The sequence below is a fragment of the Curtobacterium sp. GC_Cur_3 genome, assembly GCF_026544205.1.
In the GTDB taxonomy this organism is placed as follows: Bacteria; Actinomycetota; Actinomycetes; order Actinomycetales; family Microbacteriaceae; genus Curtobacterium.
The window spans coordinates 12,822-37,866 of sequence record NZ_JALNUI010000015.1 but is presented as its reverse complement, the minus strand read 5'-3'; the positions used below and the strand labels follow the sequence as shown (position 1 = coordinate 37,866).

At 71.5% G+C, this 25,045-nt stretch carries 25 protein-coding genes and 1 pseudogene; 13 read left to right on the top strand and 13 right to left on the bottom strand.

All coding sequences use genetic code 11. The features are described from left to right. Nucleotides 1-12: 12 nt before the first annotated feature. Nucleotides 13-1,590, bottom strand: a complete 1,578-nt coding sequence (locus OXR63_RS09650; protein ID WP_267422348.1) for a phospholipase D family protein — start codon at nt 1,588-1,590, stop codon at nt 13-15. Nucleotides 1,591-1,648: 58 nt separating this feature from the next. On the opposite strand from OXR63_RS09650, the gene OXR63_RS09645 reads away from it, so the two are divergent. The 4 genes from OXR63_RS09645 to OXR63_RS09630 all read left to right on the top strand — a co-directional run bounded on the left by OXR63_RS09645 (nt 1,649) and on the right by OXR63_RS09630 (nt 5,242). Next, nucleotides 1,649-2,209 carry an MOSC domain-containing protein gene (locus tag OXR63_RS09645; protein WP_267422346.1) on the top strand — a complete coding sequence of 187 codons (561 nt, stop codon included), beginning with the start codon at nt 1,649-1,651 and terminating at the stop codon, nt 2,207-2,209. Between the two features lie 92 nt (nt 2,210-2,301). Next, on the top strand, nt 2,302-2,865 hold the full coding sequence (locus OXR63_RS09640) for a TetR/AcrR family transcriptional regulator (RefSeq protein ID WP_267422343.1): 564 nt from the start codon (nt 2,302-2,304) through the stop codon (nt 2,863-2,865). Nucleotides 2,866-2,943: 78 nt separating this feature from the next. Further along, nucleotides 2,944-3,969, top strand: coding sequence for a medium chain dehydrogenase/reductase family protein (locus OXR63_RS09635; protein ID WP_267422340.1), 1,026 nt, complete (start codon nt 2,944-2,946; stop codon nt 3,967-3,969). A gap of 133 nt (nt 3,970-4,102) precedes the next feature. Continuing rightward, on the top strand, nt 4,103-5,242 hold the full coding sequence (locus OXR63_RS09630) for a glutathione-independent formaldehyde dehydrogenase (RefSeq protein ID WP_267422337.1): 1,140 nt from the start codon (nt 4,103-4,105) through the stop codon (nt 5,240-5,242). 80 nt (nt 5,243-5,322) lie between these two features. Here OXR63_RS09630 and OXR63_RS09625 read toward each other — a convergent pair whose 3' ends face one another. After that, nucleotides 5,323-5,820, bottom strand: coding sequence for a pyridoxamine 5'-phosphate oxidase family protein (locus OXR63_RS09625; RefSeq protein WP_267422335.1), 498 nt, complete (start codon nt 5,818-5,820; stop codon nt 5,323-5,325). A 308-nt stretch (nt 5,821-6,128) separates the two neighbouring features. Between OXR63_RS09625 and ctaD the strand changes: the two are divergent. The 4 genes and pseudogenes from ctaD to OXR63_RS09605 all read left to right on the top strand — a co-directional run bounded on the left by ctaD (nt 6,129) and on the right by OXR63_RS09605 (nt 11,242). After that, a pseudogene (gene ctaD, locus OXR63_RS09620) lies at nt 6,129-7,809 on the top strand (aa3-type cytochrome oxidase subunit I). A 147-nt stretch (nt 7,810-7,956) separates the two neighbouring features. Continuing rightward, nucleotides 7,957-9,138 (top strand): carboxylate-amine ligase, encoded by a 1,182-nt coding sequence (locus OXR63_RS09615; protein ID WP_267422333.1) that lies wholly within the window; start codon nt 7,957-7,959, stop codon nt 9,136-9,138. Next, nucleotides 9,104-10,558 carry a M20/M25/M40 family metallo-hydrolase gene (locus OXR63_RS09610; RefSeq protein ID WP_267422331.1) on the top strand — a complete coding sequence of 485 codons (1,455 nt, stop codon included), beginning with the start codon at nt 9,104-9,106 and terminating at the stop codon, nt 10,556-10,558. The genes OXR63_RS09615 and OXR63_RS09610 overlap by 35 nt, the downstream gene beginning before the upstream one ends. 108 nt (nt 10,559-10,666) lie before the next feature. Continuing rightward, nucleotides 10,667-11,242 (top strand): TetR family transcriptional regulator, encoded by a 576-nt coding sequence (locus tag OXR63_RS09605; RefSeq protein WP_267422328.1) that lies wholly within the window; start codon nt 10,667-10,669, stop codon nt 11,240-11,242. 55 nt (nt 11,243-11,297) lie between these two features. Here the strand turns inward: OXR63_RS09605 and OXR63_RS09600 are convergent, their stop codons facing one another. Continuing rightward, on the bottom strand, nt 11,298-12,740 hold the full coding sequence (locus tag OXR63_RS09600; protein WP_267422326.1) for an MFS transporter: 1,443 nt from the start codon (nt 12,738-12,740) through the stop codon (nt 11,298-11,300). A gap of 219 nt (nt 12,741-12,959) precedes the next feature. Then, on the bottom strand, nt 12,960-13,460 hold the full coding sequence (locus OXR63_RS09595) for a MarR family winged helix-turn-helix transcriptional regulator (RefSeq protein WP_267422325.1): 501 nt from the start codon (nt 13,458-13,460) through the stop codon (nt 12,960-12,962). Nucleotides 13,461-13,551: 91 nt separating this feature from the next. Between OXR63_RS09595 and OXR63_RS09590 the strand changes: the two genes are divergently transcribed. Further along, nucleotides 13,552-14,490, top strand: a complete 939-nt coding sequence (locus tag OXR63_RS09590; RefSeq protein WP_267422323.1) for an NADP-dependent oxidoreductase — start codon at nt 13,552-13,554, stop codon at nt 14,488-14,490. On the opposite strand, the gene OXR63_RS09585 is transcribed toward OXR63_RS09590, so the two are convergent. The 4 genes from OXR63_RS09585 to OXR63_RS09570 form a co-directional block, all read right to left on the bottom strand. Next, a complete protein-coding gene (locus tag OXR63_RS09585) occupies nt 14,453-14,842 on the bottom strand; it encodes an SdpI family protein (protein ID WP_267422322.1) in 390 nt (129 codons plus the stop codon). The genes OXR63_RS09590 and OXR63_RS09585 overlap by 38 nt on opposite strands. Beyond that, nucleotides 14,839-15,078: a hypothetical protein gene (locus OXR63_RS09580; protein WP_267422319.1), complete on the bottom strand. Its 240-nt coding sequence runs from the start codon at nt 15,076-15,078 to the stop codon at nt 14,839-14,841. Before OXR63_RS09580 ends, OXR63_RS09585 begins: the two co-directional genes overlap by 4 nt. Nucleotides 15,079-15,231: 153 nt before the next feature. After that, nucleotides 15,232-15,438, bottom strand: coding sequence for a DUF4177 domain-containing protein (locus OXR63_RS09575; RefSeq protein WP_194661555.1), 207 nt, complete (start codon nt 15,436-15,438; stop codon nt 15,232-15,234). A 213-nt stretch (nt 15,439-15,651) separates the two neighbouring features. Beyond that, on the bottom strand, nt 15,652-16,296 hold the full coding sequence (locus OXR63_RS09570; protein ID WP_267422314.1) for a GntR family transcriptional regulator: 645 nt from the start codon (nt 16,294-16,296) through the stop codon (nt 15,652-15,654). 118 nt (nt 16,297-16,414) lie between these two features. Between OXR63_RS09570 and OXR63_RS09565 the strand changes: the two genes are divergently transcribed. The 4 genes from OXR63_RS09565 (at nt 16,415) to OXR63_RS09550 (ending at nt 20,143) form a co-directional block, all read left to right on the top strand. Next, entirely contained in the window at nt 16,415-17,122 is a 708-nt protein-coding gene (locus OXR63_RS09565) for a DUF969 domain-containing protein (RefSeq protein ID WP_267422311.1), read from the top strand. Continuing rightward, the gene (locus OXR63_RS09560) at nt 17,119-18,210 is read left to right on the top strand and encodes a DUF979 domain-containing protein (RefSeq protein WP_267422309.1); all 1,092 of its coding nucleotides are present in this window, start codon (nt 17,119-17,121) and stop codon (nt 18,208-18,210) included. The genes OXR63_RS09565 and OXR63_RS09560 overlap by 4 nt, the downstream gene beginning before the upstream one ends. After that, nucleotides 18,197-19,237, top strand: coding sequence for a DUF2891 family protein (locus OXR63_RS09555; RefSeq protein WP_267422308.1), 1,041 nt, complete (start codon nt 18,197-18,199; stop codon nt 19,235-19,237). The genes OXR63_RS09560 and OXR63_RS09555 overlap by 14 nt, the downstream gene beginning before the upstream one ends. 147 nt (nt 19,238-19,384) lie before the next feature. Then, nucleotides 19,385-20,143, top strand: a complete 759-nt coding sequence (locus OXR63_RS09550) for a family 16 glycosylhydrolase (protein WP_267422306.1) — start codon at nt 19,385-19,387, stop codon at nt 20,141-20,143. Nucleotides 20,144-20,149: 6 nt separating this feature from the next. On the opposite strand, the gene OXR63_RS09545 is transcribed toward OXR63_RS09550, so the two are convergent. The 5 genes from OXR63_RS09545 to OXR63_RS09525 form a co-directional block, all read right to left on the bottom strand. Further along, the gene (locus OXR63_RS09545; protein ID WP_267422303.1) at nt 20,150-21,031 is read right to left on the bottom strand and encodes a biotin-dependent carboxyltransferase family protein; all 882 of its coding nucleotides are present in this window, start codon (nt 21,029-21,031) and stop codon (nt 20,150-20,152) included. Continuing rightward, entirely contained in the window at nt 21,028-21,684 is a 657-nt protein-coding gene (locus tag OXR63_RS09540) for a 5-oxoprolinase subunit B family protein (protein ID WP_267422301.1), read from the bottom strand. Before OXR63_RS09540 ends, OXR63_RS09545 begins: the two co-directional genes overlap by 4 nt. Further along, nucleotides 21,681-22,526: a LamB/YcsF family protein gene (locus tag OXR63_RS09535; RefSeq protein ID WP_267422299.1), complete on the bottom strand. Its 846-nt coding sequence runs from the start codon at nt 22,524-22,526 to the stop codon at nt 21,681-21,683. The genes OXR63_RS09540 and OXR63_RS09535 overlap by 4 nt, the downstream gene beginning before the upstream one ends. A 270-nt stretch (nt 22,527-22,796) precedes the next feature. Then, the gene (locus OXR63_RS09530; protein ID WP_267422297.1) at nt 22,797-24,155 is read right to left on the bottom strand and encodes a 6-phospho-beta-glucosidase; all 1,359 of its coding nucleotides are present in this window, start codon (nt 24,153-24,155) and stop codon (nt 22,797-22,799) included. Continuing rightward, a complete protein-coding gene (locus tag OXR63_RS09525) occupies nt 24,152-24,934 on the bottom strand; it encodes a DeoR/GlpR family DNA-binding transcription regulator (protein ID WP_267422296.1) in 783 nt (260 codons plus the stop codon). Before OXR63_RS09525 ends, OXR63_RS09530 begins: the two co-directional genes overlap by 4 nt. Between the last annotated feature and the right edge of the window lie 111 nt (nt 24,935-25,045).

Here is a 25,045-nt window from a genome sequence, read left to right as displayed (position 1 = left end):
TCCGGGGTCGCGTCAGAACTGCGTCGTGCCCCGCAGCGCGCGCGGCCGACCGTCCGGGTCCACCGCGAGCCGTGCCGCCGGGGCTGCCCACAGACGCTGCAGCGCGGACACCGGCTCCGGCTGGTGCTGCCGGATGCGACCGGGGGGACGTGGGCCGGGCTGGCCGTCCTCGTACCAGTGGTCGAGCGCCCGGGCGTGGGACCGCCAGAGCGCGAGGAGCTCGGCGCCCGAGCCGTCCAGCCGCGGGTCGTCCGGTGTCGTCGCGAGGTGCTCGGCCCAGAGCTCGTGCCGGAGGTCCCGTGCGAGTGACCCGTCCCCCTCGGACCCGTCGACCACGGCGCAGGTGAGCTCGCTGTCGGACGTCCAGGAGCGCCGGTTGAAGTTGTCCGACCCGATCGTGAACCAGGTGTCGTCGACGATGCAGACCTTCGCGTGGATGTAGATCGGGCGGCCGGACTCGTGCTCCAGGTCGAAGACGCCCACGCGGTCGGGTGCTGTGCGGCGGAGGGTCGTGATCGCGTCGATCTGCCCGAGGCGGCTCGGGGGCCCGCCGAGCACCCCGTCGGAGTTCGGGTACCGGGGCACGAGGATGACCACGCGGAGCTCGGGGTTCCGCTCGAGTGCCTCGGCGATGCCGGTCGCGACCTCGCGTGACCAGAGGTACTGGTCCTCGATGGAGATGAGGTGCTGGGCCGTGCGGAAGGCCTTGCCGTAGGCCCGCGCGATGCTCCGCTCACCCTGCGGCGCGAACGGGAACGGCGGGCGCTTCACGCCGTAGGTGCGGAGGAGCTGCACCGCGTGGTCACCGGCGGGCGGTGGCGCGGGCGTGCGCTCGGGCAGCGGCTCGGGGCGGCGCGGCATCCGGACGAGGCGCTGCAGGAGCATCCGGTACGGCAGGCTGCGGTCGAGCGGGTGCGGGTCGTCCCACCGCTCGGCGAACACGGCGAGGACGTCGGCGACGACCGGGCCACGGAGCTCCATCGAGGCGTCGTGCCACGCGGGCTGCTTGCCGTAGCGGGAGTCGATCGAGATCGGCTGCGGGTCGCCCTCGTGCGCCGCGTCGTCACGGCGGCTGTGGCAGAGGTCGATGCCGCCGACGTAGGCGACGTCCCGCGCGGGGTCGTCACGGTGCTGGATGACGAAGAACTTCTGGTGGTGGGAGCCGAACACGCGGACGCGCTGGTCGAGGAGGACCTCGCCACCGGCGTCGTTGATCTTCCGCCCCAGCAGTTCGTTCGCCCGGGAGCTGAGCGACGCCGAGATGCGCTCGCCGTGGGAGCGCCAGATCAGCCCGCGGACCTCCACCCCTGCGCGCGCCCGGTCGGCCAGCAGGTCGCCGATCGTGGGGCCGTCGGGCAGCAGGCGTTCGTCGGCGTCACCGCGCCAGTCGGTGAACCACACGCGGTCGCCGGGCCCGAGCGCGGTCAGCTCGGCGTGGATGCGCTCGAAGTACGGCGCCCCGTGCACGAGCGGGCGGACGAGGTTGCCCTCGGACCAGGCGGGGGTGTCACCGGCGCCGGCATGCACCTCGGTGGCGGTGTTGCCGCGCTCGTCGCGGGACAGGAACCAGTGACGTGGGTCGGTGGGCACGATCGAACACTACGGGGAGCCCTCGCCGTTCGCCCCGGGTGTGCGCGAGAATCGCCCCATGAACGCTGAACACGAGGACAGGCCGCGCGTGGTCGCGGTGAGCAGGGACAGCGACCACCGGTTCAGCAAGCCGGTCGTGCAGGAGCTCACCCTCGTCGAGGGCTGGGGTGTCGAGGGTGACGCCCACGCCGGCACCACCGTGCAGCACCGCTCACGGGTGGCGCGGGACCCGTCGCAGCCGAACCTCCGCCAGGTGCACCTGATCCACGCCGAGCTGTTCGACGAGGTCGCCGAGGCCGGCTACGCGGTCGCGCCGGGGGAGCTCGGCGAGAACGTCACCACGCGCGGCATCGACCTGCTCGACCTGCCGGAGGGGACCCTGCTGCACCTCGGCGACGACGCCTGCGTCCGCGTCACCGGCCTGCGCAACCCGTGCCAGCAGATCAACGGCTTCGAACCCGGGCTCCTCCGCGAGGTCCTGGGCAAGACCGACGACGGCGTCGTCGAGCGCAAGGGCGGGGTGATGAGCGTCGTGGTGTCGGGCGGTGTCGTCCGGCAGGGCGACGCGATCCGCGTCGAGCTCCCCGAGGGCGCGCTGACCCCGCTGCAGCCGGTCTGACCCCCTGACGGACGGGAGGCTCGGTGCCAGCGGGCACAGCGCCTCCCGTCCGGCTCTTGACAGGAGCCGCTTGTAAGTGTTTGATCAGTCACATGCCCGCCACCGGAACCAGCCCCCGCTCCACCGCCGAGGCCCAGCGCGCCCGGATCACCGCGGCTGCCGTCCGGGTCTTCTCGGAGAAGGGCTACCACGCCACCCCGGTCGCGGACGTCGCAGCGGAGGCAGGCGTCTCGCCGGCCTACGTCTTCCGACTCTTCCCCGGCAAGCTCGGGGTGTTCGTCGCCGCCGTCGAGGACACCTACGAACGCGTCGCCGAGGCGCTCGCCGAAGCCGGTGAGTCCAGCGAGGAGTCCGACCCGACGGCTCGACTGGCATCGATGACCAACGCGTACATCGCGCTCGTCGAGGACCGCGACCTCATCATGATGCAGGCGCACGCGCAGAGCGCGAGCAGCGTGCCCGAGATCCGCGACGCCGTGCGCAGCGGACTCGGCGAGGTCGTCCGTGCCGTGGAGCGGGCCTCGGGTGCGGCGCCCGCCGACGTCCAGCGCTTCGTCGCGTACGGGCAGCTGTGCCACCTCATCGTGCAGACGGACCTGTCGGCCGTCGGCGCCTCGTGGGCGCAGTCGATCACGGCCGGCATCCGGCACCGCTGACGCGCCCCTCTCTTCGCCTTTCCCTTCATGTCCGCAGTTGTGACTGTCCAATCAGTAACCAAACGAATCGAGACCACCATGAACGACACCACCACCCACGTCGTCCTGCCGGGCATCGTCGAGCCGACCGGGCTGCTGGTCGAGGAGACCCCCGTCGCTGCGCCCGGAGCGGGGGAGATGCTCGTCACCGTCGAGGCGACCGGCATCTCGTACGCCGAACACGCGATGCGACGCGGCCGCTACTTCATGCAGCCAGCGTTCCCCTTCACGCCCGGGTACGACCTCGTCGGCACGGTGACCGCGGTCGGGCCGGGCGTCGACCCCGCGATGACCGGCCGGCGCGTGGCGAGCCTCACGAAGACGGGCGCCTGGACCGGACGCGCGGTCGTCGCCGAGCGGGACTCGGTCCTCGTGCCGGACGGCGTCTCGTCCGAGGACGCCGAGGCCGTCACCGTGAACGGCGTCACCGCGTGGCAGATGCTCCACCGTGCTGCGCGGGTGCGTCCGGGGCAGACGATCCTGGTGTTCGGGGCGAACGGCGGCGTCGGCGGTGTGCTCATCCAGCTCGCCCGGCACCACGGCGTCCGGGTGATCGCCGCGGCGTCCCCGCGGCACCACGAGGCCCTGCGGCGGGACGGCGTCGACCCCGTGGACTACGCCGACCCCGAGCTCGGGGCCCGGGTGCGCGCGCTCGCTCCGGCCGGGGTCGACGCCGTCTTCGACAACATCGGCGGTGCCACGACGCAGACGGCTCGGTCCCTGCTCGCACACGGGGGAGTGCTGGTCTCGTACGCCATCATCGATGCGGTCAGCGGGACGGGCAGCCTGTGGCCGCCGTTCCTGTCCCACGTGGGCCGCATCGCGTTCTGGAACGCGCTGCCCGGTCAGCGCGCGGTGTTCTACGACCTGTGGAGTGGACACAGCCGCACGCCGAAGCGGTTCCGCGCGCACCTCGAGGAGGACCTCGGGCGGGTGCTGGAGCTCGTGCGCGACGGGGTCGTCACGCCGAGGATCGCCGCACGGTTCCCGCTGACCGAGATCGTGCAGGCGATGGAGCTGGCGGAGTCGCGGACGCTCGACGGCAAGGTGGTCCTGCTGCCCTGACGTGGGCCGCCCCGGTGCCCGTCCCCGCTGTCCGGGTCACGCGACCTTCCGAGGGGACTCGCGCGCCGCCGCGTAGCGTCCGGCGGCGGTGGGCGCACAGCCCGCCGAGGACACCCGAACGAACGGAGCAAGCATGCGAGCAGTCGTCTACAACGGACCGCACGACGTCAGCGTCGAGGAGGTACCGGACGCCACCATCGAGCAGCCCACCGACGTCCTGGTGAAGGTCACCGCGACGAACATCTGCGGCTCGGACCTGCACATGTACGAGGGCCGCACCGACATCGCCACGGGCAGCGTCTTCGGGCACGAGAACCTCGGCACGGTCGTCGAGGTCGGCTCCGGCGTGCAGAAGGTGCAGGTCGGGGACCGCGTGGTGCTGCCCTTCAACGTGGCGTGCGGCTTCTGCAAGAACTGCGAGCGCGGCTGGTCGAGCTTCTGCCTCACGATGCAGCCGAACCCGGCGACCGCGGGTGCTGCCTACGGCTACGCCGACATGGGCCCGTACCGCGGCGGGCAGGCCGAACTGCTCCGCGTGCCGTTCGGTGACTACAACGCACTCCGGCTCGGCGAGGACTCCGTCGAGAAGGAGAACGACTACACGATGCTGTCGGACGTCTTCCCGACCGGCTGGCATGGTGCCGAGCTCGCGGGCGTGCAGCCGGGCGACACCGTCGTCATCTACGGCGCGGGCCCCGTCGGCCTGATGGCTGCCCTGTCGTCGTCGCTCAAGGGCGCCGCTCGGATCTTCGTCGTCGACCGCCAGGCCGACCGCCTGCGGCTCGCGGAGTCCATCGGCGCGATCGCCGTCGACGACTCGAAGGTGGACCCGGTGCAGACGGTGCTGGACGCGACGCTCGGCCTCGGCGCCGACCGCGGCATCGAGGCCGTCGGCTACCAGGCGCACGACGACCAGGGCAACGAGCACCCGAACCTCGTGCTCAACCGCCTGATCGCCTCGGTCCGGTTCACGGGAGGCATCGGCGTCGTGGGCGTCTACCTGCCCGAGGACCCCGGGGCCTCCGACGAGCTCGCCAAGAAGGGGCAGATCGCGCTCGACTACGGCACGTTCTTCTTCAAGGGCCAGCACATGGGCACCGGGCAGGCCCCCGTGAAGCGGTACAACCGGCAGCTCCGTGACCTCATCGCCGCGGGCAAGGCGGAGCCGTCGTTCATCGTGAGCCACAACCTGTCGCTCGACGAGGCGCCGGACGCGTACAAGCACTTCGACGCGCGGGAGGACGGGTGGACCAAGGTGGTCCTCAACCCCTAGGACGACCGGGAGGCTCAGTGCCAGCTGGCACCGAGCCTCCCGTCCAGCCCTGGTCGGGCCGGTCGTCCGGCCCCGGTCGGTCAGAGCTCGACGGTGCCGTTCTCGATCGGGTCCTTGTCGGGGTTCCGCGTGACCGCAGCCCGAGCGGTCTTCGCGATGTACGCGACGGTGCTGCTCGGCCCCTCCCAGTACTCGGCGGAGTCGGCCTCGACCTTGATCAGTGCCAGGCCCGCCGTGTCGAGCCCGTCCGGGAACCAGGCCTGCAGCGGCTTGACCCACAGCTCCTCGGCCTTCTGGCGGTCGTGCACGACGGTCGCGCGGCCGGCCAGGGACGTCCACGAGTGGCCCTTCGTGTCCGAGAACGACACGTTCACCCCAGGGTGGATGCCGATCTGCTCGGCCTTGGCGGAGTCGTCGTAGGCGAAGAACCACAGGTCGCCGTCGAACTCGGCCTCCTGCAGGGCCATGGGCCGGCTCACGTGCTTGCCGTCCGTGGTCATCGTGGTGAGCATCGCGACCTTCGCGTCGTTCATCAGGTCGGCGATGTGGTGCTGGTCGCTGGGGGTGGTGTCGGACATGGGTGTGCTCCTCGTCGAGAGACCGGATGGTGCTCGCGACGCTACGCGCGGGCGATCGGGAGGCTCGGTGCCGGTGCGTCGCGCGGCTCACGTCCGCCCTGCTCATCCTGGACATGGATGCCGCCGGGAAGCCCTCGTCTGAGCAGCATCTCAGTGTGCCGTGACGAACCTGTGGCTCCTCAGCCGGGTGGTGCCGGCTCCGATGCAGGCGAGGAACGACCATGACGACACACCTCGAGACGCCGCCCACACTGGGTGAGGAACCGGACGACCTCGGCGGGCGGAAGCCGCTGCGGACCGGGGCGCGGATGCTGAACTGGCACATCAGCACGGACCACAAGACGATCGGGAACCTGTACCTGGTGACCTCGTTCGGGTACTTCTGTCTGGCCGGGGTGATGGCGCTCGTGATGCGGGCCGAGCTCTTCACCCCGGGCCTGGACCTCATGCACACCCGTGAGCAGTACAACCAGCTGCTGACCATGCACGGGTCGGTGATGCTGCTGCTCTTCGCGACGCCGCTGTTCGCCGGGTTCGCGAACGCGATCATGCCGCTGCAGATCGGCGCACCGGACGTGGCGTTCCCACGACTGAACGCGTTCTCCTACTGGCTGTACGTCTTCGGCAGCCTCATCGTGATGGGCGGGTTCCTCACGCCGCAGGGTGCCGCGTCCTACGGCTGGACGGCCTACGCACCCCTGTCGGACCTGACCTTCACACCTGGGCTCGGCGGCACGTTCTGGGTCGCGGGCTTCGCGCTCACCGGCTTCAGCACGATCCTCGGCTCGGTGAACTTCATCACCACGGTCATCACGATGCGGGCTCCCGGCATGACGATGTTCCGGATGCCGATCTTCACGTGGAACACGCTCATCACGTCGATCCTGGTGTTGATGGCGTTCCCCGTGCTCGCGGCGGCGCTGTTCGGGCTGTTGCTCGACCGCGCGTTCCAGGCGCAGGTGTTCAACCCCGCGAACGGCGGCGCCCTGCTCTGGCAGCACCTGTTCTGGTTCTTCGGGCACCCCGAGGTCTACGTCATCGCCCTGCCGTTCTTCGGCATCGTCAGCGAGGTGTTCCCGGTGTTCAGCCGGAAGCCGATCTTCGGCTACAAGACCCTGGTGTACGCGACGATCTCGATCGCCGGCCTGTCGGTGACGGTCTGGGCGCACCACATGTTCGCGACGGGGAGCGTGCTGCTGCCGTGGTTCGCCCTGCTGACGATGCTCATCGCGGTGCCGACGGGCGTGAAGATCTTCAACTGGGTCGGGACGATGTGGCAGGGCTCGGTGACCTTCGAGACGCCGATCCTGTGGGCGATCGGGTTCCTCATCACCTTCACGTTCGGCGGCCTGACGGGGGTGATCCTGGCGAGCCCGCCGCTGGACTTCCACGTGCACGACTCGTACTTCGTCGTGGCGCACTTCCACTACGTGGTGTTCGGCACGGTGGTGTTCGCGATGTTCTCCGGCTTTCTACTTCTGGTGGCCGAAGTTCACCGGCAAGATGCTCAACGAGACGCTCGGCAAGGTGCACTTCTGGATGCTGTTCATCGGCTTCCACATGACGTTCCTCATCCAGCACTGGCTCGGGGTGATCGGCATGCCCCGCCGGTACGCGAGCTACCTGCCGGAGGACGACTTCACGTGGCTCCACCAGGTCTCGACCGCCGGCGCGATGCTCACCGGCGCGTCGATGATCCCGTTCTTCCTCAACGTCGTGCAGACCGCCCGACGGGCGCACCCCGTCCGCGTCAACGACCCGTGGGGGTACGGCCGGTCGCTGGAGTGGGCGACGTCCTGCCCGCCGCCCCGGCACAACTTCGTGTCGATCCCGCGGATCCGGTCGGAGTCACCCGCGTTCGACCTCAACCACCCGGAAGCCGGCATCCCCGTCGGTCGCGGGCCGGCCATGGACGCACCGGACGCCGCCACCCACGACATGGGCACCGGGGGCACCCGGAAACCGCACGGCACCGGGCAGGACTTCTGACCCGACGACCAGCACAGATCCGCGCCTCGGTCGAATCCGGGGCGCGGATCTGCGCGTGCCGGATGCAGCTGCGCGGTCCGGATCGGCGCACCGCGTTCCGCGACGATCTGGGAGCGTCCGCACCCCTCGCGAGCATGACTGGACGGCATGAGAACCATGGGTGTGGAGGAGGAACTCCTCCTCGTCGACCGCCGTACCGGGGCCCCCGTGCCCGCGGCGGACGCAGTGCTGGCCGCCGCCTCGCGGTCAGCGGCTCCGGGCGACGGTGCCGGCCTGGTGGAGGAGATCCACCACGAGATGATCGAGGTGCTGACCCGTCCGCACGCGTCGCTGGCCGGGCTCGGCGGGCAGGTGCTCGACAACCGCGCCTGGGTCGAGGAGCTCGCCGCGACGGTGGGCGCCCACGCGGCACCGCTCGCGACCTCGCCGGTCCCCGCGACGCCGCACCCGCGGATGACGGGGCGCTACCGCACGATCAGCGAGCGGTACGGGGTCATGCCGAAGCGGTGTCTGACCTGCGGACTCCACGTGCACGTCTCGATCGTGTCGGAGGCCGAGGGCGTGGCGGTGCTCGACCGGATCCGCGTCTGGACCCCGGCGTTGATCGCCCTCAGTGCGAACTCGCCGTTCCTCGACGGCGAGGACACTGGGCACGCGAGCTACCGGTCGATCTCCTGGAGTCAGTGGCCGTCCGCCGGACCGATGGAGCGGTACGGGTCGCCGCAGCGCTACCGTGCGGTGTGCGACGCGTTGGTCGGCACCGGCGCGCTGATCGACCCGGCGATGCTGTACTTCGACGCGCGGCTGTCGCGGAACCACCCCACCGTCGAGGTCCGGGTCGCCGACGTGCCGATGGACCCGGGCGTCACCGTGACGATCGCCGGCCTCGTCCGCGCCCTGGTCGACACAGCTGCTGCCGAATGGCGGGCGGGGCTCGCACCGGTTGACGTCGCCGCCTGCACGATCCGCCTCGCGAACTGGCGGGCGGCGCTCGGGGGACTCGACGACGAGCTCGTCGACCCGCTGACCAGCCGCTCGGCGCCGGCACGCGAGGTCGTCCTCATGCTGCTCGAACACGTCCGACCCGCCCTGACCGCGAACGGTGACGACCAGCTCGTCGAGCGCGGCATCGCCGACCTGTTCGCCACCGGGACGGGAGCCGCTCGACAGCGCGCGTTCCACGCCACGACCGGCGACCTCGGCAGCGTCGCCCTCGCCGTCGCGGCAGCCAGCACCCGCGCCCGGACCGGGCGCGAACGACCCCGACCCACCATCCGGAAGGAGCAGCAGCACCATGACGACCACCGTGCCCACGCCCACCACGGCTGAGGAGAGCGGCATCGGCCGGTTCCTCGACGACCACCGCGAGGCCATGCTCGGCCAGCTCGAGCACTGGGTGCGGATCCCGTCCGTGGCGTCCCAGCCCGAGCGGAGCCTCGACGTCGAGCGGTCCGCCCGCTGGCTGGCCGCGGCGATGCGGGAGGTGGGGATGCGGACGGAGATCCTCTGGGCCGGCCCGGCACCTGCGGTGTACGGCGAGTGGATCGTCGACCCGGAGAAGCCGACCGTGCTCGTCTACAGCCACCACGACGTCCGGCACGCCAAGCCCGAGGAGTGGGTCGAGACGGACCCCTTCCAACCGGTCCTCCGCGACGAGCGCCTGTACGGCCGCGGGGCGTCCGACGCGAAGGGGCAGGTCATCGCGCACCTGTGGGGGCTCCGTGCACACCTCGCCGACCGCGGTTCCGTCACCGACGACGGCGAGAGCGACGCCGCCGACGACGCCGCCGTCCCGGCCGTCAACCTCAAGTACATCGTCGAGGGCGAGGAGGAGCTCGGCTCGGAGCACTTCGCCGCGCTCCTCGACCAGGAGCGCGAGCGGCTGGCGTGCGACGTCATCGTGTTCTCCGACACCCTGCAGTGGAAGCAGGGCAACCCGGCGGTCGTGACGTCGATGCGCGGCATGACCGGCGCGACCCTCACGGTGACCGGGCCGGCGCGTGACGTCCACAGCGGAGCCGTCTCGGGGGCCGCGCCGAACCCGTCGCATGCGCTCGTCCGGGTCCTCGCGGCCCTGCACGACGACGCCGGACGCGTGACCCTGCCCGGTTTCCACGACGACGTCGAGGAACTCACCGACGAGCGCCGTGCCGAGCTCGAGGCCCTGCCGTTCGACACCGACGTGTGGCTCGAGCGCACGGAGACCCGCAGCGTCGTCGGCGACCCGGACCGCACCGTCGAGGAACGTCTCTGGGCGCGACCGGCGATCGAGGTGCTGACCCTGCTGGCGGGCGATCCGACCGGGTTCCCCCGGGCCGTCATCCCGCGCGAGGCGACCGCCACGCTCAGCATCCGCACAGTGCCGGGTCAGCGCGTCGAGCGTGTGGCAGAGCAGCTCCGGCAGTTCGTCGCCGCGCAGATGCCGGAGGGCTACGACTACGAGGTGGCCATCCCCGAGGAGACCGGCCAGGACCCCTACGTCACCCCCACCGGTCCGGCACTGGACGCCCTGGTGCGCGCGATGGAACGAGGACACGGAGCGCCGACGGCAGGACGCATGGGCAACGCCGGCGGCGGCCCGGCAGAACTGCTCGGCCGGGTGTTCGACGCACCGGTCCTGTTCATCGGCACCGGGTTGCCGGAGGACCACTGGCACTCCAGCGACGAGAGCATCGACGTCCGCACCCTGCTCGACGGTGCCGCGTCCATCGCCCACCTGTGGAGCGAGCTGGCCGACCTGCCCCGGTGACCAGGAGCCGGACGGGAGGCTCGGTGCCAGCCGGTGGGGAGCCTCCCGTCCGACCGTGGTCGCGACCAGGTCCGCCGTGGCGACCCGCCGCTCGGTACGGTGATCGACATGGCCACCTTCACGCCCCCGCCCACCGACACCATGCGTGCGAAGCTCCTGCTCGCAGCACGCGAGGAGTTCGCGGCGGTCGGCATCACCGGCGCGCGGATCGAACGCATCGCCGCGTCGTCCTCGAGCAACAAGGCGCAGATCTTCCACTACTTCGGCAGCAAGGAGGGCCTGTTCGACGCGTTGTACGCCCAGACGCTCGCGGAGACGCTCGCGCTCGTGCCCCTCGACGCCGAGGACCTGCCCGAGTACGCCGGGCGGCTGCACGACGCGGCGGTGCAACGGCCGTGGGCCCAGCGCCTGGTGACCTGGTACCGGCTGGAGCGCGGTGACGCAGCCCCGATGGAGGCCGTCGTCGCGGGCAACGCCGACGCGGTCGCCGAGATCGAACGGGCGCAACGCGCGGGTGTCCTGCCGAGGACCCTCCGTCCGGCCGTGCTGCTCGGGCTCGTCGTGCACCTGGCGGCGTTCTGGAGCGAGACGAGCCCGGAGTTCGACGCCCTGGTCACCGCGGTGCTGCCGGCGCGGCGTCGGCAGGTCGTGGTGGACGCGGTCGCGGCGCTCGTGCGGCGCTGACCGCGTCCCGACCCGGCGCGCCCGCGTCCTGCAGCGCTGACTGCGCCCGGACCGTTCAGCTCGCGTCCTGGCCCTGACGTGACCGCACGATCCCGACCGTCACGAGCGCAGCCGCCACGAGCGTCAGCACGACGCCGGCGACCTGCACGCCCGACTCGAACTGCGCCAGTCGCGCGGTCGTCCAGGCGGTCGTCGTGGCGATGCTCCCGCTGACCATCGCCGCCAGCACCGCCCCCGAGGCGGCGATCCCGACCCCGGTCGCCAGCTCGCTCGCCGTGTCCACGAGCGCGGCGCCCATCGAGGTCCGGTCGGCGGGCAGCCCGCGGAGGACGTCGTTGCCGGCGACCACGCCGACGACCCGCATCCCGGCGGCGACGAGCACGAGCGCGACGGCCACCCACCCGTAGCCGAGGTGCCCTGCCACCGCGAACACCCCGAGCCCGAGGACGACGGCTGCCGCGCTGGACGCTGCCGCCCGACGGAGCCCGACCCACTGCACGAACGGCCCGACGAAGCGCCCGCTCGCCAGGAGCACCACGACCTGCGGCAGCATCCCCACCGCAGCGGCCGCCGGGGACCAGCCCCAGCCGAACTGCAGCTGCAGGGTCACGAGGTAGGACAGCCCCGCGACGGCGAGTCCCGCACCGGCTTTGAAGGCCAGTCCGCTCGTCACCAGTGGCCGAGCGACGAGTGCGAGGTCGAGCAGGGGGTGCCGGGCCGACCGCTCACACAGGACGAACGCCACGGCTGCCGCAACGGTCATCGCAGCCACCGCCCACGTCTGCCACGACCAGCCGAGGTCGACCGCGAGTGTCGGCGTCACGAGGGCCCCGGCGATCGTCGCGGTCCCGAGGACGGCGCCCGCGACGTCGATCGGCGCGCGGTGCAGTCCCTCTGCGGTGTCGGCGCCGATGCCGGTCCGGATCCCGACGAACGCCACCAGGGCGATGGGGGCGTTCGCGAGCAGGAGGACCTGCCACGGCGCCACGGCGAGCACCAGGCCGCCGATGGTCGGGCCGATCGCCAGGCCGACGAGTCCAGCGGTCGAGATGACGGTGAGGGCGCGGACGCGCAGGTCCTCGGTGTCGAAGAGCCGGAACGCCAGCGCCATCGACCCCGGGGTGGTCATCGCGGCGGCGACGCCCATCACGGCCCGGAGGGCGATGAGCTCCGGGGTCGTCGTGACGAACACGGTCGCGAGGCTCGCCACCGCCAGCAGCACGAGCCCGACGAGCATGACCCGGCGGCGACCCACCCGGTCGGCGACGGCGCCGAACAGCAGCATCAACCCGCCGAACACGACGGAGTACGCCCCGGTGACCCACTGCAGCCCGGTGGTGGTGGCGTGGAGCTCGCGGCCGATGGTGGGCAGCGCCACGTTGAGCAGCGAGTTGTCGAGCATCTCGAACAGGAACACGGCGGACAGCCCGGCGAGGGCGAGCCACGCCTCGCGGAGCGAACCCGGCGCGAGCCGAGGGCGAGTGGGGACGGCGGACATGAGCGCACTCCTTCAGGTGAAGAAGTGGCGACTCGAGCGAGTCACGTGCGCGCGCCCGGCGCACGGTGGCGCGGGCTTTTTCCCTCTGCGCACACCGTAGATGACGACGTGGGCCGACGGCAAGCGCGGCTGCGGAGATGGTGCGGAACGCCGGACGGGAGGCTCCCACCGGGCTGGTGGGGAGCCTCCCGTCCGGTGGGTGGCCGACTGCGTGCCGCCTCAGGACGCCTTGCGGCGTCGGGGGCTCGCGGATCGTGGCGGGGCCGCGCGGAGGCGGTCGCCGACCTTGCCGAGGACGGTGGCGAGGGAGTCGACCTCGTCCGTGGTCAAGGACTCGAAGAGCGTGCCGCGGACGACGGCGATGTGGCCGGGGAAGACGGTGGCGAGGACCGCGCGGCCGGCCTCGGTGATGGTGACGACGACGCGGCGTTCGTCCTCCGGTGAGGTCGATCGGCTGACGAGCCCGCGCTGGTCGAGCAGCTGCGCCTGGTACGTCAGGCCGCTGCGGCTGTAGACGACGCCGTCCGCCAGGTCGGTCATGCTGCGGCTGCCCGTCGGGTCGTCGCCGAGGCGCGCCAGCAGCTGGAACTGCACGTAGCTGAGGCCTCCGGCGTCGCGGAGCTGTTGCTCGACCGCGGGGCGGAGGAGCGCGCTGACCTCGGTGAAGGCGAAGTACGCGGCGAGCTCGGTCCGGGAGAGTCCGGGTTGGGGTTCGACCATGACCCGATCCTACCGTTGCTTCGAGTTCGAAGCAGTGCTACCGTCGGCACCAGTTGCTTCGAACTCGAAGCACATGACGAGAGGCATCACCATGAAGGCAGTCCGTTTCCTCGAGGTCGGTGGACCCGAGGTCCTGCAGTACGTCGACGTCGAGCAGCCCCAGCCGGCGGCCGGCCAGGTGCGGATCCGCGTCGCGGCGTCCGCGTTCAACTCCGCCGACACCGGCATGCGGGCGGGCTTCCTGCCCATCCCGGTGACGCTCCCGCACGTGCCGGGCTACGACGTGTCCGGCACCGTCGACGCGCTCGGCGACGGCGTGGAGGGCTTCACGGTCGGCGACGCCGTCGTCGCGTTCCTGCCGATGGGCGAGGACGGCGGGGCGGCAGAGTACGTCGTGGCACCGGCCGACGTGCTGGTCCACGCGCCGACGAGCATCCCGCTGGCCGACGCCGCGGCACTGCCGTCGGTCGCCCTCACCGCGCAGCAGGCGCTGTTCGACGACGGCGGGCTGCAGGCCGGGCAGCGGGTGTTCATCGTCGGTGCGGGTGGGGTCGTCGGCAAGTATGCGGTGCAGCTGGCGAAGCGAGCCGGTGCGTACGTCATCGCCACCGCGAGCCCGCGGAGCGTCGAGGCGGTCCGGACTGCGGGTGCGGACGAGGTCGTCGACCACACGGCGTCGTCACTGCGGGATGCCGTGTCCGATCCGGTCGACCTGCTGCTCAACCTGGCGCCGATCGAGCCCGCGGAGTTCGCCGCCCTGGTCGAGCTGGTCCGGTCGGGTGGAGTTGTCGTGAGCACCACCGCGTGGATGCCCGCGCCGGACGACGCCGAGCGCGGCGTGCGGTCCGTCGTCGTGTTCGTGCGGAGTGACCTCGCGCAGCTCAGGGAGCTCGTGCGGTTGGTCGACGCGGGGGAGCTGCGAGTGGAGGTCTCGCAGCGCATCCCGTTGGCGGAGCTGCCCGCGCTGCACGCCGAGGCTGCCGAGGGCGGGATCAGCGGGAAGGTGATCGTGCTGCCGGAGGTGGTGTGACGCGGAGGTCCGGCTCGGGTCGGTCCGACTCGGGTCGCCGTCGTGCGGCACGCACGGCGATCCCGGTGCTCCAGAGTGACCCGGCCACCGCCGCTGCTGCGATGGCCAGGATGAGCGGTTCGCTGTTCCACTGGCCGAGCAGGCAGCCGACGACGCCCGCGACGGCCATCACCGCGGCGGTCGTGCACATCGGGACGAGGGCTGCCTGATGTGCTCGCTGCCACGTGTCAGGGTCTCGGAGGGTGGCCGCGGTGCGGATGCCGAGCCAGCGGTTGCGGGGGACGACACCACGGGCAGGGAGCACGACACTGAGGGCGACGAGGACGGCCGCGGCGATCTCGACGACGATCATCGGCGCCGCTCGGTGTGTGTCGACGTCATCGGGTTCGTCGTCTCGAGGGCATCTGGCGGCGGGGTGCTCCCGGCGAGGTGCGCGGCCGTCGTCGCGATCCACAGTGCGGCGAGGGCGATCAGGCCCACGATGCCCGGACCGGCCATGACGAACGCCACGACGAGTGTCGCGAGTCCCGCGAGCATGAGTGCCACCGGGAGTCTGCGGCCCCGGGTCGTTGTTTGCTGACTGGTCATGTCGCGCCCTCCTCGATCCACCATCCGGTGACACCGATCCTGCCGGTAGCGTGTGACATACGCAACCATGAGGCAGGTGCATGGGGAGCGACGATCAGGAGCGGGCCGACGCGACTGACGACTGAGCCGTGCCGGCCCGGAGCGCGGCCGGCGTCAGCTGAGACTCTCGAAGACCATCGTGGCCTGGATCCGGTCACCGCCGCCGAGACCCTTGCTTCCGCTGCTCGCCGTGGTGATCGTGTGGAGCCGGTAGCCCTTCGCCGCCTGCTCGTTGATGGTCTGCTCGAGGGAGGTCAGGTTGCCCGAACCGGTCCCGAGGAACTTCTCCTTGAGGATCACCTGGAGGACGACGTACTGCATTGGGGGCTCCTTGTGCGGTCATCGGCGAACCGGACGTCGCCTCGGCCAGTGTCTGATGCACAGCCACTTACGGCGTAGCCCCCGTTCGAGCTGCGACGCGTCCGGCGACCACGTCTCGCGCTGCGACCCTCTCGGTGTCCGGCATCGAGCCGCGGGGCGAGACGGACGGGGGCTCCCCACCAGCTGGCAGCGAGCCTCCAGTCCGCCGCCGCGTCAGCGTGCTGCGTCGGCGGCAGACCGCAGGGTGCGCTCGGCGTCGTCGAGGTAGTCCGCGAGCAGCGCGGACGCGGTGGACCGGTCGTCGGCGCGCAGCGCGTCGACGATGGCCTCGTTCCGTTCGACGAACCCGGCGTGGAAGGACCCGGGGTCGTCCGTCGTGAGGAACGCGAGCCGCATCTCGGCGAGCAGCCCGTCCATCAGGCCCCAGATCCGCTCGCTCGGGACGGCCCGGACGAGTGCCGCGTGGAAGCGGATGTCGGCGGTGCCGACGGCGCGCCAGTCGCCGGCTGCCGCAGCGGCGCGCGCCTCGGACACGGCAGACGCGGCGTCGGCCAGGGCGGGCGATGACGGCGTGCATGCCCGCACGGCTGCCGACTCGAGCACGCGGCGGGCGGCGTAGAGGTCGACGACGTCGGCGGCCGAGAGGCGGCGGACGAACACCCCGCGGTTGAAGACGTGCTCGACGAGTCGGTCGCGGGCCAGGAGCCGGAAGGCCTCGCGGAGCGTGTTCCGGGAGACCCCGAGCTGGTCGCTCAGGCGTTCCTCGGACAGCTGCGTGCCCGGGGCGAAGTCGCCGGACGCGATCATCGTGCGCAGCCGGGTCGCGGAGGACTCGGCGCCGCTGACGGTTCGGCTCATGCCCCGATCCTGACACGGCCGGGGGACGACTCCTCCACAGGGGGCGCGTGTGACCGACGTGTTACAAGTCCCGGGAGGGCCTTGTGATTGTTGAACAATGCAGTCCAGACTGTCCCGCATGTTCGTCCTCATCGGCGTCGCCGTCGTCATCGTCGGCTTCGCACTGCGCGTCAACGCACTGCTCGTCGTCACCGTCGCGGGGATCGTCACCGCGGCCATCGGCGGGATCGGTCCCGTCGGCATCCTCACCGCGTTCGGCGACGGCTTCGCCTCCAGCCGCAGCGTCACGACGTTCGCGCTCGTGTTGCCGGTCATCGGCCTGATCGAGCGCTACGGCCTGCAGGACCAGGCCAAGCGGCTCATCGCGAAGCTCGACAAGCTGACCACCGGGCGCCTGCTCGCCGGGTACCTCGCGATCCGGCAGGTCACCGCCGCCGTCGGCCTGACGAGCATCGGTGGCCCGGCCCAGACGGTGCGCCCGCTCGTGTACCCGATGGCCGAGGGTGCCGCCATCAAGAAGTACGGCCGCGTGGACGACCCGATGCGCGAGAAGATCAAGGGCTTCTCCGCGTCCTCGGACACCGTCGGGGTGTTCTTCGGTGAGGACGTCTTCGTCGCGGTCGGCTCGATCCTGCTCATCACGACGTTCGTGGACGCGACGTACGACCTGGCGCTCGAGCCGATCGACCTCGCACTCTGGGCGATCCCGACGGGCATCGCCGCGCTGTTGATCCACGGTACCCGGCTGCTGCTGTTCGACCGCAAGCTCGACCGGATGGCGGCGGACATGCGCGGCGCCTCGACCACCTCGGGGGTGGCAGCGTGATCACCAGCGAATGGCTCTACTGGCTCATCGGCGCGTTCTTCATCGCCGTCGCGGTGCTCATCGTGACGGACCGGGAGCACGCCAAGCGCCTCGGCAACGCGGCCTTCTGGGGCATCCTCGGCATCTCCTTCTTCTACGGCACCTTCGTCGCCGCCAAGACGGCACCGTCGTGGGTCCTCGGCATCGCGGTCCTGGTGATGGTGGCGCTCGCGGGCCTCGGCTTCACCGGCACCACGGCCCGGGGTGGCAGGCCGAGCCGCACGCGTGTGGCGAGCATCCCGGGTGCGGGCGTCGGCGCGGAGACCGGTCCGGCGGAACCGACCGGCGTCATGGCCCGCCAGTCGGGCGACAGCACGAGCGTGCTCGCGACGACCTCGCCTGAGGAACGTGCGTCCTTCGCGACGCGCTTCGGCAACCGGCTCTTCATCCCCGCACTGGTCGTCCCGGTGGTCGCCGTCCTGGTCGCCACGCTCGGCCCGCTCGTCGAGATCGGTGGCAAGCCGTTGCTCGCCGAGGGCAGCGCGACCCTCACCGGACTCGGGATCGGTTCGGTCCTGGCCGTGGTCGTCGCCGTGTTCGTCCTGCGCCCGCCGAAGATCGCGACTCCCATCCGCGAGGGCGGCCGCCTCCTGCAGGCCATCGGCTGGGCAGCGCTGCTCCCGCAGATGCTCTCCACGCTCGGCATCGTGTTCACGCAGGCCGGGGTCGGTGACGCGGTCGGCACGATCATCAAGACGATCCTGCCGAGCGGGTCGCTGCTCGCCGCGGTCGTCGTCTACTGCCTCGGCATGGCGCTGTTCACCGTCATCATGGGCAACGCGTTCGCCGCGTTCCCGATCATGACCGCCGCGATCGGCTGGCCGGTCCTGGTGCAGGGCTTCGACGGCAACCCGGCGGCGATCTTCGCGATCGGCATGCTCGCCGGCTTCTGCGGCACCCTCGTCACGCCGATGGCGGCGAACTTCAACCTCGTCCCCGCCGCGCTGCTCGAGATGCGGGACAAGTACGGCCCGATCAAGGCCCAGATCCCGACCGCCGCCATCCTGCTCGTCGTCAACATGGGGGTCATGTACGTTGTCGCCTTCTGAGCCCACCCGGGCAGCCTGGGCCGCGGACTTCGCCGCCGTCGCCGCGGACAACATCACCCGCGAGTACCCCTACGCGTCGCAGCACACGACGATGAGTCCGGACGACCGCGCCCTGCCCGTCGAGCTGCACCCGGCCTTCGCCACCTCGTACGACTGGCACTCGTCCGTGCACATGCACTGGCTCGCCGCCCGCTTGGTCGCGTTCGGCGTGCCGGCCAGCCAGGAGGCCCGGATCACCACGATCCTGCAGGCCCACCTGACCGCGGATCACCTCGCGACCGAGGCGGCCTACCTGCACAGTGCGTCACACTTCGAGCGCCCCTACGGCTGGGCCTGGGTGATGCGCCTGGCGGCGGAGGTCGCGTCGTCCCCGGTGCCCGCGATCCGTGCGCTCGCGCCTGGGTTCGTGCCCGTGGTCGACGCGGTCGAGGACCTCGTCACGCGCTGGGTCGACGGCGCCGCCCACCCGGTCCGGCACGGGGTGCACTCGAACTCCGCGTTCGGGCTGCAGCTCGTGCTCGAGGCCGCCCGATCGCTCGGGCGGGACGAACTCGCGGCGACGTGCGAACGCGCTGCCCGCGACTGGTTCGGTGCGGACACCGGCTGGCCCTTCTCCTGGGAGCGCAGCGGGCACGACTTCCTCTCGGCGGGCCTGGCCGAAGCTGACCTCATGCGCGCGGTCCTGCCGCCGGCGGAGTTCGCCCCGTGGGTGCGCGCCTTCTGCTCCGAGGTGCGCGCCGGCGACGACGTCCTGCAGTCGACGGTGGTCCGCGACGACAACGACCCGCAGCAGGTCCACCTGTTCGGGCTCGACCTGTCCCGGGCCGGCGCTGCCCGTCGGGTCGGGGACGCCCTGCGTGCTGCGGGTTCGACGACCGACGACCTCGCGGACCTGCTCGACGACGCGGCCGAGCGGCTGCTCGTGTCCGGGCTCGCCGCGAGCGTCGGCGAGGAGTACTACTCGACGCACTGGCTGGCCAGCTTTGCCTGGGACGCGATGGAGGCCGGCGAGCACTCCCTGCGGTGACGGCTGTTCTCTCGGTGTTTGCAGAGACAACATCGGCTGTCAAGCCCCTGCGGACATTGTGGATAGCAACTACGTTCTGTGGACAGCCGAGATCCGGCTCGACACCGCAGGGATCCGGTGTCATCGTCACGTCAGGGAGTGACAGCCATGCAGAAACGAACCACCACCAGAGCAACACTCGCCGCTGTCGTCCTCGGGGCAGCACTCGTCGCCGTCCCGCTCGGATCGACGTCCGTCGCGGAGGCCGGCACCTCGGCACCCGTCGGTGACGTCGGGCCCTTCAAGCAGACGTTCCGGGAGGACTTCAGCACCGCGGCCGCGGCGAACGGGCAGTTCGCCAGGACGTACGCGAACTCCTGGCAGCCCTACCCGGACGGCACCTCGGGGATCTACTCCTCCAGCACGCAGGTCAGTGCCCGTGACGGCTACATGGACGTCAGGCTCGACGGCGCGCGCGGGGCCGCGGGGACCTTCGGCACGCCGAACGGTGCCTGGTCGCACGTCGGCGGGAAGTTCTCCGTCCGGGCGAAGGCCGAGGGCGGAACGGGCAACGGCGCGGCCTTCATGCTGTGGCCGTCCTCGAACGTCTGGTCCGACGGCGAGATCGACTACCCCGAGGGCAACTTCGAGAGCACGCCGATGGCGTACCAGCACTCGATGACGCCGGGATGGGAGTCCCACTCGACGAGCATCAGCACCGGGGTGTCCTGGCGGCAGTGGCACACCTACTCGGTCGAGTGGATCCCGGGCCGGTCGGTGACCTACCTGGTCGACGGCACGGTCGTCAGGACCGTGACGGTGGACGTGCCGACGACTCCGCACCGGTTCATGTTCCAGGTCGGGAACTGGGGCGGCGCCGGACACCTCGACATCGACTGGGTCAGCACGTACGCCTACGCCGGCTGACCCGGATCACACGATCCGGAAGCGGACCGTGTCGCCCGGCCGGAGCTGGGCGGCACGGTCCACGGACGCAGGTGTGAGGACGGCGACGACCGGGTACCCGCCGGTCACCGGGTGATCCGCGAGGAACAGGACCGGGAAGCCGTCCGGGGGCACCTGGAGTGAGCCGGTCTCGACGCCCTCGCTCGGGAGCTCGTGGGTGACGGCGCGGACGAGGGGCTCTGCCGCGGTGGTCCGGACTCCGACGCGGTCGCTGTCCGGACTGACGAGGTGGTCCTGCCCCGTCAGGGTCGTCCGCCACCCGGGGTCGAACCAGTCGTCACGGGGACCGGGGACGACGTCGAGCACGACGGACTCCCACGGCCAGGGCTCGAGCGGCGGTGCGACGGCGTCGACCACGGGCCACCCGTCGGCCTGGTCCCCGACGGGCAGTGCGTCACCGACCTGCAGTGGGGAGGGCCCGAGCCGCGCGAGCGAGTCCCACGACCGGCTGCCGAGCACCGGTTCGACGGCGAACCCACCACGGACGGCGACGTACGAGCGCAGTCCGGTGTCGGGGACGCCGAGGTGCACGGTGTCGCCCGGGCCCAGCATCAGGACCTCGTACGCGGCCGCGCCACGGATGCTGCCGTCCGCGCGCTCGACCTCGACCGCGCAGGCCGCACCGGTGACGGCGGCGACCACGTGCGCGTCGGCACGGAGGGAGACGGAGCCGAGCAGGGCCTCCAGGACGGCTGCGTCCGGGCGATTGCCGACCATCCGGTTGGAGAGCGCTGCGGAACCGCGGTCGGCTGCGCCGGCTGCGCCGAGCCCCATGTCGCTGAAGCCCGGGCGGCCGAGGTCCTGGGTCGTGACGCCGAAGCCGACGCGCTCGACGGTGAGGGTGCTCACGTGCCGCTCGTGTCGACGAAGCGGATGCGGGTGCCGGCGGGAGCGAGGGCGGGCGGGTCGCGGTCGAGCGACCACATCGGGACCTCGGTGCGGCCGATGAGCTGCCAGCCACCGGGTGAGGTGCGGGGGTAGACGGCGCTGAACTCGCCTGCGAGGGCGACGGCGCCGCTCGGGACGGCGGTGCGGGAGGTGCTGCGGCGCGGCAGGTCGAGCGAGGGTGCCGTGCCGGTCAGGTAGCTGAAGCCCGGAGCGAAGCCGCAGAAGGCGCTCGTCCAGACCTGGCCGGTGTGCCAGGCGACGAGGTCGGCGGGGGTCATGCCGGCGACGTCGGCCACGGCGCTGAGGTCGTCGCCGTCGTAGATGACGGGGACCAGGACGGGGGCGTCTGCGTCGGTGGTCGTCTCGGCTCGTGCTGCGGTGTCGGCGGTGCTGGTGGCGGCGGACGGGGTGACGCGAGCCAGGTCGGCGCGCAGGCGGGAGGCGTCCGTGCGGGTGCGGTCGAAGCGGAACAAGAGCGTGCGGGCGCCGGAGACGACCTCGGTGACTCCGGGCGGGCGGTGGTCGAGGCCGGCGCGGAAGGCGACCGTGTCCTGCAGGGTGTCGAAGGTGGCGAGCAGGGCGCTGCTGCCGGCGGGGCGGAGGTCGAGCGTCATGCGGGGGTCGGGTCGGTCGCGGTCCCGGTCGCGGTCGCGGTCGCCGTTGCCGCCGCCGTCGCTGTTGCCGCTCCCGTCGCGGCTCCGGTGAACGGGGCGATGGCGATGTCGTGCTCGGCCAGCAGCCGGCGGATCGCCCGGGCCATCGCGACGGCGTCGGGGGAGTCGCCGTGGACGCAGACGGAGTCCGCGCGGACGGCGACGTCGGAGCCGTCGACCGCGGTCGCGACGCCCTCGGTCACCATGCGCAGGACGCGTTGGGCCACCTGCTCGGGATCGTGCAGGACGGATCCCGGCTTGCTCCGCGACACCAGGGAGCCGTCGGGTTCGTAGGCGCGGTCGGCGAAGGCCTCGCTGACGGCGCGGAGCCCCTGCCGCTCGGCCGCGCGCAGGAGCTCGGAGTCGGGCAGGGCGAGCACGGCGAGGGACCGGTCGACGTCGGCGATCGCACGGACGACGGCCTCGGCCTGGACGGGGTCGGCGCAGGCGGTGTTGTAGAGGGCGCCGTGGGGTTTGACGTAGGTGACCTTGGTGCCGGCGACGCGGGCGGTGGCGATCATGGCGCCGAGTTGGTGCACGACGTCGGCGTGCAGTTCGTCCGGCGTGACGTGCATCGGGCGCCTGCCGAAGCCCGCGAGGTCGCGGTAGGCGACGTGTGCACCGACGGCGACGCCCCGTTCGGCAGCGGCGCGGCAGGTGGCGAGCATGATCGTCGGGTCGCCGGCGTGGAAGCCGCAGGCGATGTTCGCGCTCGAGACGAGGTCGAGCATCGCGGTGTCGTCACCCATGCTCCAGGCGCCGTAGCCCTCGCCGAGGTCGCTGTTGAGGTCGATCGTCGTCACGGGTGCTCCCTGTCGTCGCCGGGTTGTTCAACAATCTAGTCCGGCGAGGGCGGGGAGGCCAGCGACATCGTCGAGGTCGTACGACAGCGATCTTGTCGCTCGAAGTCGACCGTGGCGGTCAGCGGACGCACGAGCGACATCGTCGAGGTCGTGCGACGGCGACGGCCTCGTTCCGAGTCGGCGGGGACTCGGAAGCGCCGTGCCGGAGCCGCACCGCGACGGACGGGAGGCTCGGTGCCAGCTGGCACCGAGCCTCCCGTCAGGGTCGCGCTACTTCGTGAGCACCGCCGCGACCTCCGGGATGCGGTCGATGTAGCCGCGCACCAGGTCGCGGGCGATCGTGACGCTGTCCACGAGGGGGTGCAGCGCGAAGGCCTTGAGGGCCTCGTCCTTCGACCCGGTCATGGCGGCGGCGATGGTGTGGCGCTCGACGGCCTTGACCTGGGACATCAGCCCGATCTGGTGCAGGTCGGGCTGCTCGGTGGACATCGGGTGGACGCCGTTCGCGTCGACCATCGTCGGGACCTCGACCACGGCGTCACGGGGGAGCCCGGCGATCGTGCCGTTGTTCCGGACGTTCAGGATCATCGTCTGGCGCTCGTTGCGGCTGATCGCTGCCATGACCCCGAGGGCGACACCCGCGTAGCCCTGGTGCGACGGGTCGGTCTCGCGCTCCTTGGAGTCGACCGGCTCGTCCTGCGTGCCGCCCTTGGCCTCGGCCATGTAGGACGCGCTGCGCCGCGCGACGGTCTCGCGCCACAGGTCGGCGACCCCGTTGCCCGCTGCGGTGGCGCGGTCGTAGAAGGCGGACTGGCTCTCGGCGAGGAAGTCGCCGCGGGTCTTGCCGGAGCCGATGATGGAGCGCACGGCGTCGCGGTTGAAGTAGTAGTAGTACAGGTACTCGTTCGGGATGGCCCCGAGGCTGCGGATCCAGTCGAGCCCGAAGACGTGGCCCTCCTCCATCGCACCGAGTCGCTCGTCGTCCGCCATCAGCTCGGGGAGCACGTCGCGGCCGTCGTACATCACGCGGCGCATCCACCCGAGGTGGTTCAGGCCGACGTAGTCCATCTGCACACGGGTGTGGTCGAGGCCGAGCATGCCGGCGACCCGGCGCCCGAGGCCGGACGGGGTGTCGCAGATGCCGAGCACGCGGTCGCCGAGGACGGTCTGCATGGCCTCGGTGATGATGCCGGCGGGGTTCGTGAAGTTCATCACGTAGGCGTTCGGTGCGAGGTCGCGGATGACCTTCGCGGCCTCGACCATGACGGGGACGGTACGGATGGCATACGCGAGCCCGCCGGGGCCGGTGGTCTCCTGCCCGAGGACGTCGAGGTCGAGCGCGACGTGCTCGTCGCAGCGTCGGCCCTCGAGCCCGCCGACGCGGAGTGCGGCGAAGACGTAGTCGCTGCCCTCGACCGCGCGGTGCAGGTCCGTCGTGGGCTTCAGGACCGGTGCGTCGGGGAAGTCGGCCGCGAGCTCGGTGAGGATCGCCACCATCGCGTGCAGGCGGACCTCGTCGACGTCGTACAGCGCGACCTCCTCGACCCGGGGGGAGCCGGTGTCGCGGAGGAGTGCCTGGTAGACGTACGGCGTGCGGAACCCGCCGCCTCCGAGGATGCAGAGCTTCATGTGATGACGACCTCTCCGCCGGCGTTCCGGCTGTGTGCGAGTGTTTCGTCGGGGGCGCCGGTCGTCGTGATCAGCGTGTCGACGTCGGTGAGGGAACAGAGCCGGAGGGCCCCGCTCCCCGGGAACTTGGTCTCGGACGCGAGCAGCACCACGCGATCGGCGGCCGCGATCATGGACTGCTTGATGGGGGCCTCGACCGCCATGTTGTCCACGACGTGTCCGTTCGCGCGGACACCGGTGCAGGACAGGAACAGCAGGTCGGCGCTGACCTGCTCGAGTGCGGCCTCGGCGAGGGAACCGACGAGCGTGCGGTAGTTGCGCCGGACGACACCCCCGAGGAGCACGAGCCGGACGGCCTCGTCGTCGCGGAGCACGTCGAACACCGCGAGGTTCGTGGTGATCACGGTGATGTCCCGGCCGCGGAGCAGCTCGGCGATCTGCGGCGTGGTCGTGCCGATGTCGAGGATGACGACCTGGCCGTCGGTGACCATCGCGGCGGCGGCCTCGGCCATGCGGCGCTTGAGGTCGAGGTCGCCGGCCTGCTCGAACGGGGTCTCGACGGCCTCGTCCGGGTCGGTGTCCTCCTGCGCCGTGGCACGCGGGGGGAGGACCGCGCCACCCCAGGTGCGGACCAGCTCACCGTTGCGGTCGAGCATCTCGAGGTCGCGTCGGATCGTCGCCGGGCTGACCGCGAGGGCATCGGCCAGCTCCTGCACCGAGGCAGCACCGTCAGCCCGGAGTGCCCGGATGATGCGGTTCTGTCGGTCGCGCAGGATCATGGCGCCACAGTAACGCAGATCGAGCAGAAGCAAGCAAGATCGCGCACGACATGATCCGACTCAAGCAGACTTAACAAATCTGGCGCAACCGGGTAACGTCCTCGCAACACG

What these genes read in the sequence shown, in the direction of transcription:
- OXR63_RS09580 (WP_267422319.1), bottom strand. Translation starts at nt 15,078, where the DNA reads ATGACCAGTCAGCAAACAACGACCCGGGGCCGCAGACTCCCGGTGGCA.
- OXR63_RS09570 (WP_267422314.1), bottom strand. Translation starts at nt 16,296, where the DNA reads ATGAGCCGAACCGTCAGCGGCGCCGAGTCCTCCGCGACCCGGCTGCGC.
- OXR63_RS09615 (WP_267422333.1), top strand. Translation starts at nt 7,957, where the DNA reads ATGAGAACCATGGGTGTGGAGGAGGAACTCCTCCTCGTCGACCGCCGT.
- OXR63_RS09640 (WP_267422343.1), top strand. Translation starts at nt 2,302, where the DNA reads ATGCCCGCCACCGGAACCAGCCCCCGCTCCACCGCCGAGGCCCAGCGC.
- OXR63_RS09585 (WP_267422322.1), bottom strand. Translation starts at nt 14,842, where the DNA reads ATGATCGTCGTCGAGATCGCCGCGGCCGTCCTCGTCGCCCTCAGTGTC.
- OXR63_RS09630 (WP_267422337.1), top strand. Translation starts at nt 4,103, where the DNA reads ATGCGAGCAGTCGTCTACAACGGACCGCACGACGTCAGCGTCGAGGAG.
- OXR63_RS09625 (WP_267422335.1), bottom strand. Translation starts at nt 5,820, where the DNA reads ATGTCCGACACCACCCCCAGCGACCAGCACCACATCGCCGACCTGATG.
- OXR63_RS09525 (WP_267422296.1), bottom strand. Translation starts at nt 24,934, where the DNA reads ATGATCCTGCGCGACCGACAGAACCGCATCATCCGGGCACTCCGGGCT.
- OXR63_RS09565 (WP_267422311.1), top strand. Translation starts at nt 16,415, where the DNA reads ATGTTCGTCCTCATCGGCGTCGCCGTCGTCATCGTCGGCTTCGCACTG.
- OXR63_RS09575 (WP_194661555.1), bottom strand. Translation starts at nt 15,438, where the DNA reads ATGCAGTACGTCGTCCTCCAGGTGATCCTCAAGGAGAAGTTCCTCGGG.
- OXR63_RS09550 (WP_267422306.1), top strand. Translation starts at nt 19,385, where the DNA reads ATGCAGAAACGAACCACCACCAGAGCAACACTCGCCGCTGTCGTCCTC.
- OXR63_RS09605 (WP_267422328.1), top strand. Translation starts at nt 10,667, where the DNA reads ATGGCCACCTTCACGCCCCCGCCCACCGACACCATGCGTGCGAAGCTC.
- OXR63_RS09530 (WP_267422297.1), bottom strand. Translation starts at nt 24,155, where the DNA reads ATGAAGCTCTGCATCCTCGGAGGCGGCGGGTTCCGCACGCCGTACGTC.
- OXR63_RS09635 (WP_267422340.1), top strand. Translation starts at nt 2,944, where the DNA reads ATGAACGACACCACCACCCACGTCGTCCTGCCGGGCATCGTCGAGCCG.
- OXR63_RS09610 (WP_267422331.1), top strand. Translation starts at nt 9,104, where the DNA reads ATGACGACCACCGTGCCCACGCCCACCACGGCTGAGGAGAGCGGCATC.
- OXR63_RS09645 (WP_267422346.1), top strand. Translation starts at nt 1,649, where the DNA reads ATGAACGCTGAACACGAGGACAGGCCGCGCGTGGTCGCGGTGAGCAGG.
- OXR63_RS09540 (WP_267422301.1), bottom strand. Translation starts at nt 21,684, where the DNA reads ATGACGCTCGACCTCCGCCCCGCCGGCAGCAGCGCCCTGCTCGCCACC.
- OXR63_RS09600 (WP_267422326.1), bottom strand. Translation starts at nt 12,740, where the DNA reads ATGTCCGCCGTCCCCACTCGCCCTCGGCTCGCGCCGGGTTCGCTCCGC.
- OXR63_RS09590 (WP_267422323.1), top strand. Translation starts at nt 13,552, where the DNA reads ATGAAGGCAGTCCGTTTCCTCGAGGTCGGTGGACCCGAGGTCCTGCAG.
- OXR63_RS09595 (WP_267422325.1), bottom strand. Translation starts at nt 13,460, where the DNA reads ATGGTCGAACCCCAACCCGGACTCTCCCGGACCGAGCTCGCCGCGTAC.